The sequence below is a fragment of the Acinetobacter sp. ANC 4805 genome (assembly GCF_022549495.1).
In the GTDB taxonomy this organism is placed as follows: domain Bacteria; phylum Pseudomonadota; class Gammaproteobacteria; order Pseudomonadales; family Moraxellaceae; genus Acinetobacter.
Map to the genome: position 1 here is coordinate 239,845 of NZ_JAKZGD010000003.1, position 13,786 is coordinate 253,630.

Genomic DNA, 13,786 nt, shown 5'->3' on the forward strand with positions numbered 1-13,786 from the left:
AAGCCCTCAAAAATGAGAGCTTCGTCTTATGCTGTGATTAGCGTAATTTTGCTAACCAATCACCAAATGATTGAACCAGTTGAACTAAAATTAGTAGTACAATCACGGTTAAAATAACGACACTGGTATCAAAACGTTGATAACCATAGGAAATAGCTAAATCACCGATACCTCCTGCACCAACTGCGCCAGCCATTGCAGTTGCACCAATTAAGGAAATCGTCCCTGTGGTCAGATTCAAAATTAATGAGCTACGTGCTTCGGGGATAATAAATTTAAAAATGATCTGCCAAGGTGAGGCACCCATAGCTTGAGCTGATTCGATAATACCTTCATTCACTTCAAGTAATGAAGTTTCAATCAAACGCCCTAGATATGGACCTACATAAATTGTGAGAGGGACAATCGCAGCCCACGTCCCAATAGATGTGCCAACGAGCATTTTAGTCAGGGGAATAACGGCAATCAATAAAATGATAAAGGGTAAAGAGCGCAGAGCATTGACAATCGGGTTGAGGAAGTAATAAATCACTCTGTTCTGTAAAATACCACCTGTACGAGTGACAACTAAAGTTACCCCTTGAATCAATCCCCAAATACAGCCAAAAAGTAATGAGAAGAAAACCATTTGGAAGGTTCCTTGTAGGGCTGTGACGAATTGATCAATTGAAAGGGAACTTTGCCAGAATGGTGCAGAAGCTTCCGTCAACCATTGTACAATTAAATCTCTCATTGGCTGACTCCAGACTGTTCAACTTTAACGCCCTGAAGCTCTAAGAATTGGATTGCTTCTTGGATAATGAGGGGATCACCTAAGAGTTGAATAAACATCTGTCCAATCACTGTACCATTGATTTCAGTCATGTTGGCAAATAGGATATTTAAGCTCAAATCAAACTGTTTAATTACAGCTTGAATCACGGTTTCTTGTGCGGATGTACCCAAGAACTGCAAATTATAAATACTATTATGATGTTTATGCTCAAGATTATTGAGGATATTGATCGGTAATTGTTGTTGTAAAACAGTCTGAATGAAGGTCTTGGTCGTTGAATGTTGCGGTTGGCTGAAAATACTGAGGGTAGGTCCTGTCTCAATGACATGACCTGCCTCCATCACTGCAACATAATCACAAACAGATTCAATCACGTCCATTTCATGCGTGACCATCACAATGGTGATATTTTGTTCTTTATTAATCTTTTTTAACAGTGCTAAAACTGATTGAGTTGTTTGTGGGTCAAGTGCAGAGGTCGCTTCATCACAAAGTAAAATTTTAGGATGATTGGCAAGCGCACGTGCGATACCCACGCGTTGCTTTTGTCCGCCTGAAAGTTCATCGGGGTAGGCATCTTTTTTATGTTTGAGATCGATGAACTCTAATAGCTCCGCTAGACGCTTTTCGCGCTCAGCTTTGCTATGTCCCAATAATTTGAGTGGCATTTCAATATTTTCAGATACTGTTTTAGTTTGCAGTAAATTGAAGTGCTGAAAGATCATGCCTATATTTGCACGTTCTTGACGAAGCGTACGTGCATCCATTGCAGTAAAGTCTTTCTGATTGATAATCACTTGTCCCTGAGTCGGGCGTTCAAGCAAATTAATCAAACGGATCAACGTACTTTTACCTGCACCACTATAACCAATAATGCCAAAGATGCTACCTTCTGGAATCTCTAAATTAATTTGATCCAGTGCGTTGATCGTTTGACCTTTTAGTTGGTAGTGTTTCGAAATGTTTTTAAATTGGATCATGTTCGTCAATACTAAGCAAAAAAGAAAAAAACAGGCAAAGTCACTTTGCCTGTTTCATTGAAAATATTATATTACGATTTTGCTTCTGTGAGATAGCTTGTCGGTTTGTTTACATCAACTTTGGTACCAGCAAAGTGTTCTTGCACATATTTTTTTACTGCTTCTGTATGGTAAAGCGCACCAACTTTTTGTAGCACAGCATCATTTTTACGAGATTCAGCAGTTGCTAAAACGTTGACATTTAATTTAGTGCTTTGATCAATTGGTTCGTAATAGATTGCATCTTTAAGAACGTTCAAACCACCTTCCAATGCCAATGTATTACCTAATAAGATCGCATCAACTTCGTCTTTTACACGAACTGCTGTTGCCATCTGAATTGGTTTAATGACAATTGCTTTTGCATTTTCAGTAATGTCAGCAGGTGTGCCTTTTACTGGGTCAAAGCCTGCTTTTAATTTGATTAAACCAGCGCTTTGTAAAAGTAACAAGGCACGTGATTCATTTGCGCCGTCATTTGGGATTGCAATTGTTGCACCTTGAGCAAATTCTTCAACCTTTTTGACTTTGCTTGAGTAAATGCCCATTGGTTCCAAATAAGTCGTTGAAACAGGTGCAATCTTGTCTTTATTTGCGGCATTAAAGGCAACAAGATAAGCGTAAGATTGGAACGCATTAATATCAACTTCTTTATTGGCAACTGCGGTATTCATTGCAACATAGTCAGTAAAGTTTTTTACTTCAAGTTTAATACCTGCAGCTTTGGTTTCAGGCAATGTCGCAATATAACGCCAAATATCAGCATCTGAGCCAGTAGATGCCATAACAACAGTTTGTAATCCACTAGCATTCGCTTTTTGCTCAGTAGATGCGGTATCAGGCTGTTTACTGCACGCTGCAAGTAATAACACAGATACACTTAAAAAAAGGCTAATCAGCTTTTTCATGTATAAATCCTAGTCGGAACAATGCCGAGAAAATCTTCACTTTTCTAGCATTAGGAATCGCAATGGTTTTGTATGTTGTAAATTGGCATCATCATTCAAAATAAATAGAGAACTATTCCGAAATTTGAATCTAAGAAGTTGTTACAACATATGGAAAATAGATGAATGTTCATGTTCTAGTCTGATGCGTACAGGCTTAGAAAAAGAATAGTTCAAATTATCTTCATACTAAATGTGGAATTAGATGAATTTTTTAAGTTCTCTATTAATATTCTAAATATTTGAAAATGATCAAAAAGAATATTAATTAAACATAAGAAGTCATCTATTAATTTACCAATCATAACAATAATTTAGACTTTTTTATAGAGGGTGTACTAGATGCTCTAAGGCATAACAGCATGATTATTTAAGAAAAATTATGTGCTAAGTAAATATAAATGAATGATAGTTTTATGGATTTTTCTGAATATGAATTTGAATGGTTTATTTCATAATCAATATATATTTTTCTGAATTTGTTATTTAAATAATGAATATAGATACCTATCTTATGCACTTTAGTGAATAAAGAAGCCTTCCGAAGAAGGCTTCCTTTTATCGTGATAAGGCTTATTCAGCTTGTTCACGTGCAATCGCACGGTAACCAATATCGCTACGATATTGCATACCTGTAAATGTCACTTGACCACATACTTCTAAAGCATTGATCTGTGCTTCAAGTACAGTATCACCGAGTGCTGTTACACAAAGAACACGACCGCCAGCTGTGATGATATGACCATCTTCAGTGGTTGCTGTACCCGCATGGAAGATCTTAGTATCTTCAGGCGATTGTCCGATGCCAGAAATTACATCGCCTTTGCGTACTGTATCTGGATAGCCTTCAGCAGCGAGAACGATACCAATTGATTTACGCTCATCCCATTCAGCTTCGCTTGGTAAATTACCAGCAATACCCGCTTCAACCAAATCAACTAAAGATGATTTTAAGCGCATCATAATCGGTTGTGTTTCTGGATCACCGAAACGACAGTTGAATTCAATAACACGTGGTTGACCTTGTTCATCAATCATTAAACCAGCATATAAGAAACCTGTGTAGACATGACCATCTGCTGCCATACCATCCACAGTCGGGCGCATGACTTCATTCATGACACGTTCAAATACTTCTGCTGTAACAACTGGAGCAGGAGAGTAAGCACCCATACCACCTGTGTTTGGACCTTGGTCACCTTCAAAAATACGCTTATGGTCTTGTGAGGTCGCCATTGGTAAGATGTTATTGCCGTCGATCATGCAAATGAAGCTTGCTTCCTCACCAGCAAGGAACTGTTCAATCACAACACGTGAACCTGCATCACCGAACTTGTTACCTGCAAGCATATCGTCAATCGCAGCAAAAGCTTCTTCGTTGGTCATTGCAACGATCACACCTTTACCTGCAGCTAAACCATCCGCTTTAATCACGATTGGTGCGCCATGCTGTTGAATATAAGCTTTCGCAGCATCAACTTCAGTAAATACATCATAAAATGCTGTTGGAATGTTATGACGTTTTAAGAAGTGTTTAGCAAATGCTTTTGAACCTTCAAGCTGTGCAGCGTACTGAGTCGGTCCCCAGATTTTTAAACCTGCTTCACGTGCAGCATTAACTACACCATTGACTAATGGTGCTTCAGGGCCAACGATTACCAATGCCACATCATTTGCTTTTGCAAATTCAATGATGGCTGGATTGTCTAAAATATCGAGGTCAATGTTTTGACATTTGTCTTCAGTTGCTGTGCCTGCATTACCTGGTGCAACAAAAACTTGTGTTACTTTTGTATCTTGTGCGATTTTCCATGCAAGTGCATGTTCACGGCCACCGCTACCCAAAACTAAAATATTCATTATTAAGTTATTTCCTTTTTCCGTATTTAAGAATATACCTGTTCAGAATAAAAAAGTCCCCTCTGAATCTCCCTCAAACCCCTCTTTGAGAAGGAGGGGAACATACTTTTTTAGTTTAGATAAAAAGTAAGTCCCCCTTTTATAAAGGGGGATTTAGGGGATTTGTGCTAGAGACTCTAATTATTTAGTGACGGAAGTGACGCATACCTGTGAATACCATTGCAATACCGGCTTCATCAGCAGCTGCAATTGTTTCTTCATCACGCATAGAACCACCCGGTTGGATAATACATTTAATGCCAGCTTTTGCAGCATTATCAATACCATCACGGAATGGGAAGAATGCATCAGATGCCATTACTGCACCTTCAACCACTAAACCAGCATGCTCAGCTTTGATCGCAGCAATACGAGCAGAGTTCACACGGCTCATTTGACCTGCGCCAACACCAATGGTTTGACGATTTTTAGCATAAACAATCGCATTTGATTTCACATATTTTGCGACTTTCCAAGCAAAGATAAGATCATCAATTTCTTGTTCAGTTGGTGCACGTTTAGTTACAACTTTAAGGTCATCTTTAGTGATCATACCCAAGTCTTGGTCTTGAACCAATAAACCGCCATTCACACGTTTATAGTCAAGTTGTGCAGCACGAGCATCAATTGCAGGAAGTTCACCACATACTAACACGCGTACATTCTTCTTCGCGCCTGTGACTTCAAGTACGCCATCAGCAATACTTGGTGCGATAATGACTTCAACAAATTGGCGATCTACAATTGCTTGTGCAGTTGCAACATCTAACTCACGGTTAAATGCAATGATGCCACCAAATGCAGATTCAGGATCAGTTGCATAAGCAAGATCATAAGCTGCTTGAATACCCTCTAATGAAACCGCAACGCCACATGGATTTGCATGTTTAACGATGACGCAAGCAGGTTTTGCAAATGATTTAACACATTCAAGTGCTGCATCTGTGTCGGCAATATTGTTATAAGATAATTCTTTACCTTGTAACTGTTTTGCAGTTGAAACTGAAGCTTCTTTGGCATTTGCTTCAACATAGAATGCTGCATTTTGGTGAGGGTTTTCACCATAACGTAAATCTTGAGCTTTATTGAGTTGGGTGTTGAAAGTACGAGCGAATAAGTCTGCTTCACCTTCAGCTTTTCCAACACGTGCACCTAAGTAAGATGCAATCATGCCATCGTATTGTGCTGTGTGTTCAAATGCTTTCACTGCTAAGTCGAAACGAGTTTCGTAAGAAAGCGCACCATTCTCTTTTAATTCAGCAACGACTAAATCATAGTCAGAAGCATTCACAATAATACCAACTGAAGCATGGTTTTTTGCTGCCGCACGAACCATTGTTGGTCCGCCGATGTCAATGTTCTCGATTGCATCAGCAAGTGAGCAGTTTGGTTTAGCGACTGTTGCAGCAAATGGATAAAGATTGACCACAACTAAATCAATTGCATCGATGTTGTGTTCTTGCATTACAGCTTCGTCTAGACCACGACGTGCCAAGATACCGCCATGAATTTTTGGATGTAGTGTCTTAACACGACCATCCATCATTTCAGGAAAACCTGTATGTTCAGAAACTTCTACTACAGCGATATTGTTGTCTTTAAGCAACTTATATGTACCGCCTGTAGATAAGATTTCTACACCTAGCGCTGCAAGGTTTTGAGCAAATTCAACGATTCCAGTTTTGTCGGAAACAGAGATTAAAGCACGTTTGATAGTCATGATTTTAGTCAACAGTTTGAAGTTTACAGATTAAAACTAAGGCAAAAAAAATGCCCACGAGAACGTGAGCATTTTATCAATTATTCACTCATTAAACCGTGAGCTTTTAACTTTTTACGTAAAGTTCCACGGTTAAGGCCTAAAATCTCAGCAGCGCGTGTTTGATTGCCACGAGTATACTCTAAGACCACAGATAAAAGAGGTTTCTCCATTTCTGCTAAAACCATGTCATAAACTTGAGATGGTTGCTCACCTTGCAATTGTGCAAAATAATGACGAACTGCGCGATCTACATGGATGCGAAGAGCGACATCAGATTGAGCCGTAAAAATAGGAGATTTGCTATTCATGCGTGTTAATCCGAAAAATCAAAATATCACTTGGATAAAGTGATATGTAAATGTGGTCTGAATTACTGAGTCCTGTTTTAGATCCTAAAACAGTGATCTCTAAAACAAAGGAACTATTAGCTTGCCACAAATCCTCGAATTGTGTAAAAAATAAGCGTAACAATCGTTAAATATTTGTTACAGCCTAGTTTCAAAAACAAAAAAACCAACAATGCGCTTATGTGTTAAAAGCACAGTTCGTTTAACGATTTTATTGTCTATAAATAACGAGGAGTATGTGGGTTAAGCATTCGTGGCGCGTATCATACCACTGTCTGCGAAAAAGTGAGCAAATTAACTGCACTTTTTTTAATTTTTTTGTCATTTTTTTATGCTTTTAAGGTTGTACAATTTCTAAACTATAATCATCGAAGCTATTTTTGCTTTTTGGTACTGTAAATTCAAATCGAAAAGGGCTGTTGCTTGGAATACGCTGGATGGTTTTTAAACTATCTACGAGGTAATCTTGCGGTTTTAGGGTGATGTCGGTAATCGTTTCCCCATTTTCTTTTAAAACAACTTTGATAGAGGGGATAACAAGACTAGCTTGATCGTGATTAATTAATACACCAGAGAAGCTTGTTTCGTCTTTGCTAATACGCTTCACTTTAACTTGTTCAAAGCTTAGATACTTATATTTTTCATTTTTTATTTTGCAAGTCACTATACTGCAAGTATAGTTGAAAATACGGTTTAAAGCAGGGCTGTCATGCATGAGTTTGGGATTGAACCATAAGATCTGAAACGCAAATACGAGGATTAATGCAATATTGCCTACCCCCCAAAGCGTGTAGTAAAGCCAACCATGTTGTTTGTGGTTTTGTTCATCGTCAATTAATAGGTTGTCTTCTGATAGATTCAAATTAGGCAATGCCGTAACGGGTTCAGTACTGAAATAATTTAAATTATTTAAATATGTCAGTAAATCAATATTTGAGTTTTCAATTTTTTGGTCAAAAATACTTAAAATTTGCATTTGCTTTTCAGCAAAGGAACTATCGGGTTGAATAGATGAAAATAATGAACGATTGGTTGGCGCTAGAGTCGTATCATCCGTTTCTGACTCTAATAGATTGGTTAATGCATTAAAGTTAATAATACATTTAGGGCAACAAACCATGCCCTGTGCAACGCTAAGTTGTGAAAGGGTTACTTTATACACGGTTGAGCATTTAGGGCAGCGGGTTTGTTTTTCACTCATAAGGAACAATATTCTCAAATTGTTGTTTTGCGTTTTCCTGAGATGCGACACCAGTTTTCTTCACGTTTTTCGATTTCTAATATATCAAAAAACTCAGAATAAACACCAGAAACATCAGCAACTTGCTCTTCAATTACACCAGCAAGTGCAAACTCACCCTCATTTTTCAATAAAGTTGAGAATTCAGGCGCAAGCGCCATTAGTGGAGCTGCTAAAATATTTGCAACAAGTACGTCTGCTTGTTGATTGAATGCTTGATTGAACTCTTCTGGTAATCCTACATAAAGACGATCAAGTACACCATTTAATTCTGCATTTTGTTTGGTCGCCAATACAGCTTGTGGGTCAATATCAGTTGCATAGACTTTTTTAGCACCAAGCAGTAAAGCTGCAACGCCTAAAATGCCTGAGCCACAACCGTAGTCAATGACGATTTTATCTTTAACGTCCGTTTTGCCTAACCATTGTAAGCATAGGAACGTACTTGCATGATTCCCCGTACCAAAAGCAAGACCTGGATCAAGTTTAATATTAGTTGCATCTGCTTCAGGTGGTTCTAACCATTCAGGTACAATCCAGTATTTCTCACCAATTTGGATGGGTTCATAATAATCCATCCAAGCGCGTTCCCATACTTGATTCTCTAAATACTCATGACGCATAGGAACATCAGGAAGTTGTACTTTTAGAAAAGCTTCTAAAGTGTCAACATCAATTGGATCATCTTCTTCTTGTTGGTAGATTCCTGTAACAATAACTTTATTCCAAAGTGGCGTTTCACCCGGTAATGGTTCAAGTAAAGCCTGATCTTCTGCATCATCCAAAGTAACACTCACCGCGCCTAGAGAGAGAAGGAGTGTTTCAGTAAGCTCAACTTGATCTTGATCGACGGTAATATGAATTTGTAGCCAGTTCACAGGAAAACCTAAGTAAATGTATTTGGGGTTATTGTAATAGATTCAGCTTGTCTAAAGGGATTATAAAATAGGCAGATTACAATTTTAAGATATTTTTTTAAATTTAGTGTGTTTGCTGTATCAAATAGGATAAAAGAATGTGCTTATGTCACATTCTCTTATCATTTAAATATTGATGAGTGTATTGTTTGCTTTAAATTTAGGGTGTGCTTGGCGAGCTTACTGGTCGTGGAGCAGACTGGGTTTCTGAAATTTTACTCTGAGTTTCAGGCATTACATTATTTGTTGGCATTGGTGGTTGGAATGTTAATTTTCCGGTTTGATTGGGTTCGCATGTGCCATTAAAAACCACACCTTTATCGGCAAAGGAAACTATATCACCTAGTTTTTTACTTTTACAAATTTGTTGAAATTTTTGAGTCTGTGCATCAAGGTTGGATTTGGCATGGGTTTGTGCTGCTAGAGTGAAACATAGACTACAAAGAAATGATGAAATTAAAAGCTTTTTATTCATGTCATTTTCCTAAAGTATGTTGTGCACTATTTAGAATAAAAAATTGCTTAAATAAAGCAGTGGAGATCAAGTTAATAATTGTGTGGCACTGTGTCGATCGTAGAAGATAAATGCAACAGAAGGTTTCTTTTTGTGTGTTTTTTAGGCAAATCAGCATCTTGGAATTTGCAAGAATATAGCCCATTTTTGTCAACTTAATGCAAAATTCCTGTATAATACTCTGTCATTTTTTGAATATACATTACCACTATGCACTATCCTAAAGTTTACGACGTTATCGTAATTGGTGGCGGTCACGCTGGTACGGAAGCAGCACTTGCTGCGGCACGTATGGGAAGACAAACATTATTGTTGACGCATAATATTGAAACTTTGGGACAGATGAGCTGTAACCCTGCGATTGGTGGTATTGGTAAATCACATCTTGTTCGTGAGATTGATGCCTTAGGCGGTGCAATGGCACTTGCTGCGGATAAAGGTGGTATTCAATTCCGTATTTTAAACTCTCGTAAAGGTGCTGCGGTTCGTGCAACGCGTGCGCAAGCTGACCGTGTACGTTTTAAAGCGGCAATTCGTCATACCTTAGAAAACCAAGCTAACTTGGATATTTTCCAACAAGCGGCAGATGATCTTATTGTAGAAGGCGATACTGTTAAAGGCGTTGTGACCCAAATGGGTATTCGTTTTGACACGAAAACAGTTGTGCTGACCACAGGTACATTCTTGGGCGGTGTGATTCATATTGGTTTACAGAATTCTAGTGGTGGTCGTGCAGGTGATCCGCCATCAATCGCCTTGGCACATCGTTTACGTGAGTTAAATCTTCCTGTTGGACGTTTGAAAACAGGTACGCCGCCACGTATTGATGCACGCACTGTTGATTTCTCTGTGATGACACCACAACCGGGAGATTTTCCGTCTCCAGTGATGTCATTTATGGGGGATGCATCAATGCATCCTGAACAAGTGAATTGCTATATCACGCATACTAGTGAAAAAACTCACGAGATTATTCGTGGTGGTTTAGACCGTTCACCAATGTATACAGGGGTGATCGAAGGTGTGGGGCCACGCTATTGCCCATCAATCGAAGATAAGATTCACCGTTTTGCTGATAAAGATTCACATCAGGTTTTCTTAGAGCCTGAAGGCTTGGATACGCACGAACTTTATCCAAATGGGATTTCAACATCATTACCATTTGACGTACAGTTCAATTTAGTTCGTTCGATCCGTGGTATGGAAAATGCGCATATCTTGCGTCCAGGCTATGCGATTGAATATGACTATTTCAATCCACAAGCATTGAAATTTACACTTGAAACCAAAGCGATTCAGAACTTGTACTTTGCTGGTCAAATTAACGGTACGACAGGTTATGAGGAAGCGGGCGCGCAAGGTTTACTTGCAGGCTTAAATGCTGCACGCCGTGCGTGGGAACAAGAAGAGTGGACACCAAAACGTGATCAAGCGTATATGGGTGTATTGGTTGATGACCTGATCACTTTAGGTACCAAAGAACCGTATCGTATGTTTACTTCACGTGCAGAATATCGTTTGATGTTGCGTGAAGACAATGCCGATCAACGTTTAACATCTATTGGTCGTGAACTCGGTTTGGTTGATGATGAGCGTTGGGCTGCATATAGTGAGAAAATGGAAGCTGTTGAACGTGAAACATCTCGTTTACAGCATTTATGGGCAGCACCGAATAACCCAATGGGTAAAAAATTCGTTGAAATGACGGGTGCAGATCTCAGTAAAGAATGTAGTGCCATTGATTTGTTGAAACGTCCAAATATTAATTTCAGTCAAATTGCTGAATTAACAGGTTCGGAAGTATCTGAGCAAGTGGGTGAGCAAATCGAAATTGCGGTGAAATACGAAGGCTATATTCATCGTCAGCATGAAGATGTTGCACAGTTAAAGCGTCTTGAAGAGACCAAAATTCCCGCTGATTTTGAATATGATGGTATCTCAGGTTTGTCACGTGAAATCACCTTGAAGTTAAAAACAGTTCGTCCTGAAACTTTGGCGCAAGCAAACCGTATTCCGGGTGTAACTCCTGCGGCGGTACAATTACTGATGATTACCATCCGTAAAAATAATATGGCGAAGAAATCAGCGTAATTTTTTGTGATTAATATTCTGCATTAAAAAATACCCTCTTATGATAAGAGGGTATTTTTTTGCCCAGTCTAATTTTAGTGATTAGAGTATCTTTTTATAGGTGGTAACATGAAGAATTGGCTCTTTTTATTTATCGCAATCATTGCGGAAGTGATTGCTACTTCAGCCTTAAAAAGTAGTGAGGGATTTACTAAGCCGATAGCATCTATTGTTGTTGTACTCGGTTATATGATTGCATTTTATTGTTTATCTCTCACATTGAAAACAATTCCAGTTGGTATTGCTTATGCGGTTTGGTCTGGTGTCGGGATTGTCCTCATTACGACTGTAGCTTGGATTGTATTTGATCAAAAGTTGGATGTTTGGGGGATTGTTGGTATTGCCTTGATTATGAGTGGTGTATTGATCTTAAACTTATTGTCGAAAACGAGTTCTCATTAATCAAATAAAAAACCGAGCTGATATTAAAGCTCGGCAGATTAAAATCATGTTCACTTTATCATTTATAAAGCGATTTCAATTCCTTGACGCAAATTGTGCTGATCCAATTGCGTATTCGCATCAATCTTTGCATAAGCTTTAGGTAATAGGCGACGAGTAGCACGATTAACCTTTCTTTCTAGCCACGGTGGCATTTTCATAGCTAAAGGATTTGTTTCGGTGTGTGATACATCAGTTAGAACACGTGTTCCCATAATGTAGTCAAACCAAGGCTTGGTTACACACCAGTTGGCATTTTGGTTGCTGGTCATGTGATGGTCGTAATGCCACGGAATTCGTTTTTTGGCGTATTCAGGGTCTAAGTGTGATTTGGCATGGACTTTCCAATAATTCCAAATACCATAATACAAACCAGCAGTAAAAAAAGGCGCAACGGGCAGAAAAATTGTTGATGCTGCCGCTAGACCAATGAGGGCTGATTTCTCATTATACATTTCAGAATTTTTAAACATTGACTCTGCATAGCCTTCATCATGAAAGCTATTTAGGCGTGCGCGTTTGTGGTGAGCAATATGCGTGAAAAATGGACTGTTTCTATTTTTGCTTGGAAATTCATGCAACCAGACTTTATGAAAATACCATTCCATACCATTTGCAACAAAGATACCTACTGGAAAACCAATCATGTGAGATGACCTCGTAAAACATGCATCAGATTTTAAGAAAATCACGATGAGAAGTTTTGACCGAGCTGACAGTTTTAATCTGCCTATCAAATCAAATTATTTTTGTTTTCTTTGTCGATAAGCCGTCGGTGTTTCTCCAGTCCAACGTTTAAATGCCCTAGAAAATGCAGATGGTTCGGAGAAGCCTGTAAGATAAACAATTTGATCAATGTTTTCTTGGGTGTGGGACAATAAACGACGTGCTAAACGTTCACGATATTGTGCGATGACTTTTTCATAAGTAGTGTTTAATAGCTGTAAATCGGCTCTTAAACTGCGGGTACTACGATTCAAATGTTGTGCGACTATGCTTTGGTCAAATTCGCCTGATTCTAGTAAACCGTTGGCTAGAATTTTTTCGATCTGCTCAATGAGTTGATGCTTGTTAAGGAGTTCAAGTTGAGATTCTGCGTGATGCTCGTGGATTTTTAATAATTCAGGTTCATATGCAGGTGAGGGAATATTTAATAGTTGTTGATCAAAGCAAATATAACCATCTGTTTGTCCGAGTTTGACAGGACAACCCCATGTTTTAAAATATTCTTCTTGTGTTGCACCTTCTGAATAAGGCAAGCCAATTTCAATCGGGGTGAATGTATTTTCACTCATATATTTGAAAAAGTTGAGTAAAATTCCAATCGCACATTCTAAATAATGTCGAATCGGATGACTTAAGCCCGAAATGATCGCTGTTGTTTGGTCGATTACGATTAGTTTAAATGACATTGCATCAGTCAATAGTGCTTGATAGCGAATCGTTCTTTTTAGACCTTCGCCAAAGGTTGGGCTGCTTAGAAAAAGATATTCAATTACTTGCCCACGAAAGGCGGGGACGTTGATGCCAACATGCAAACCAACATTTTGATCTCGACTGATTTCTGCTGCTGCATGCCAAAAACGTGATTGAGTTGAATTATCACGGCGGACAAATTTATCAGGAGCTTGGTCAGGTAAATGTACACTGGCAAAAATGGCTGCTGCATCTAGATTCATCTTTTGCATGGTTTGATAAACCATCCATAAAAAGATGCCTGCATCACTGGTTTTTTTTGAAGTCATAAAACAAGCTAAGAACGAGTTTTAAAACAATATACTATTTTTATGATCAA

12 protein-coding genes and 1 pseudogene are annotated in these 13,786 nt (G+C 38.6%); 2 read left to right on the plus strand and 11 right to left on the minus strand.

All coding sequences use genetic code 11. From position 1 onward, the window contains the following. Positions 1–37: 37 nt before the first annotated feature. The 9 genes and pseudogenes from MMP60_RS05725 to MMP60_RS05765 all read right to left on the minus strand — a co-directional run bounded on the left by MMP60_RS05725 (position 38) and on the right by MMP60_RS05765 (position 9,381). A complete protein-coding gene (locus MMP60_RS05725; protein WP_241335373.1) occupies positions 38–733 on the minus strand; it encodes a methionine ABC transporter permease in 696 nt (231 codons plus the stop codon). After that, a complete protein-coding gene (locus MMP60_RS05730) occupies positions 730–1,755 on the minus strand; it encodes an ATP-binding cassette domain-containing protein (protein ID WP_241335374.1) in 1,026 nt (341 codons plus the stop codon). The genes MMP60_RS05725 and MMP60_RS05730 overlap by 4 nt, the downstream gene beginning before the upstream one ends. A gap of 71 nt (positions 1,756–1,826) precedes the next feature. Further along, positions 1,827–2,702 (minus strand): MetQ/NlpA family ABC transporter substrate-binding protein, encoded by an 876-nt coding sequence (locus tag MMP60_RS05735; RefSeq protein ID WP_241335375.1) that lies wholly within the window; start codon positions 2,700–2,702, stop codon positions 1,827–1,829. Between the two features lie 612 nt (positions 2,703–3,314). Next, positions 3,315–4,601, minus strand: a complete 1,287-nt coding sequence (purD, locus tag MMP60_RS05740; RefSeq protein ID WP_241335376.1) for a phosphoribosylamine--glycine ligase — start codon at positions 4,599–4,601, stop codon at positions 3,315–3,317. 184 nt (positions 4,602–4,785) lie between these two features. Further along, positions 4,786–6,360: a bifunctional phosphoribosylaminoimidazolecarboxamide formyltransferase/IMP cyclohydrolase gene (purH, locus tag MMP60_RS05745; protein WP_241335377.1), complete on the minus strand. Its 1,575-nt coding sequence runs from the start codon at positions 6,358–6,360 to the stop codon at positions 4,786–4,788. An 80-nt stretch (positions 6,361–6,440) separates the two neighbouring features. Further along, the gene (fis, locus tag MMP60_RS05750; protein ID WP_001086304.1) at positions 6,441–6,710 is read right to left on the minus strand and encodes a DNA-binding transcriptional regulator Fis; all 270 of its coding nucleotides are present in this window, start codon (positions 6,708–6,710) and stop codon (positions 6,441–6,443) included. A 376-nt stretch (positions 6,711–7,086) separates the two neighbouring features. After that, the gene (locus MMP60_RS05755; protein ID WP_241335378.1) at positions 7,087–7,950 is read right to left on the minus strand and encodes a DUF3426 domain-containing protein; all 864 of its coding nucleotides are present in this window, start codon (positions 7,948–7,950) and stop codon (positions 7,087–7,089) included. A gap of 14 nt (positions 7,951–7,964) precedes the next feature. Then, positions 7,965–8,867: pseudogene (gene prmA / locus MMP60_RS05760) on the minus strand (50S ribosomal protein L11 methyltransferase); the annotation flags it as partial. Positions 8,868–9,066: 199 nt separating this feature from the next. Further along, positions 9,067–9,381: a hypothetical protein gene (locus MMP60_RS05765; protein ID WP_241335380.1), complete on the minus strand. Its 315-nt coding sequence runs from the start codon at positions 9,379–9,381 to the stop codon at positions 9,067–9,069. Between the two features lie 249 nt (positions 9,382–9,630). Between MMP60_RS05765 and mnmG the strand changes: the two genes are divergently transcribed. Further along, positions 9,631–11,511: a tRNA uridine-5-carboxymethylaminomethyl(34) synthesis enzyme MnmG gene (mnmG, locus tag MMP60_RS05770; RefSeq protein WP_241335381.1), complete on the plus strand. Its 1,881-nt coding sequence runs from the start codon at positions 9,631–9,633 to the stop codon at positions 11,509–11,511. A 108-nt stretch (positions 11,512–11,619) separates the two neighbouring features. After that, positions 11,620–11,952 (plus strand): multidrug efflux SMR transporter, encoded by a 333-nt coding sequence (locus tag MMP60_RS05775; RefSeq protein ID WP_241335382.1) that lies wholly within the window; start codon positions 11,620–11,622, stop codon positions 11,950–11,952. Positions 11,953–12,014: 62 nt separating this feature from the next. Here MMP60_RS05775 and MMP60_RS05780 read toward each other — a convergent pair whose 3' ends face one another. Then, complete coding sequence (locus MMP60_RS05780; protein WP_241335383.1) at positions 12,015–12,638, minus strand: sterol desaturase family protein; 624 nt, start codon at positions 12,636–12,638, stop codon at positions 12,015–12,017. Between the two features lie 96 nt (positions 12,639–12,734). Then, positions 12,735–13,736: an AraC family transcriptional regulator gene (locus MMP60_RS05785; RefSeq protein ID WP_241335384.1), complete on the minus strand. Its 1,002-nt coding sequence runs from the start codon at positions 13,734–13,736 to the stop codon at positions 12,735–12,737. Positions 13,737–13,786 lie beyond the last annotated feature (50 nt).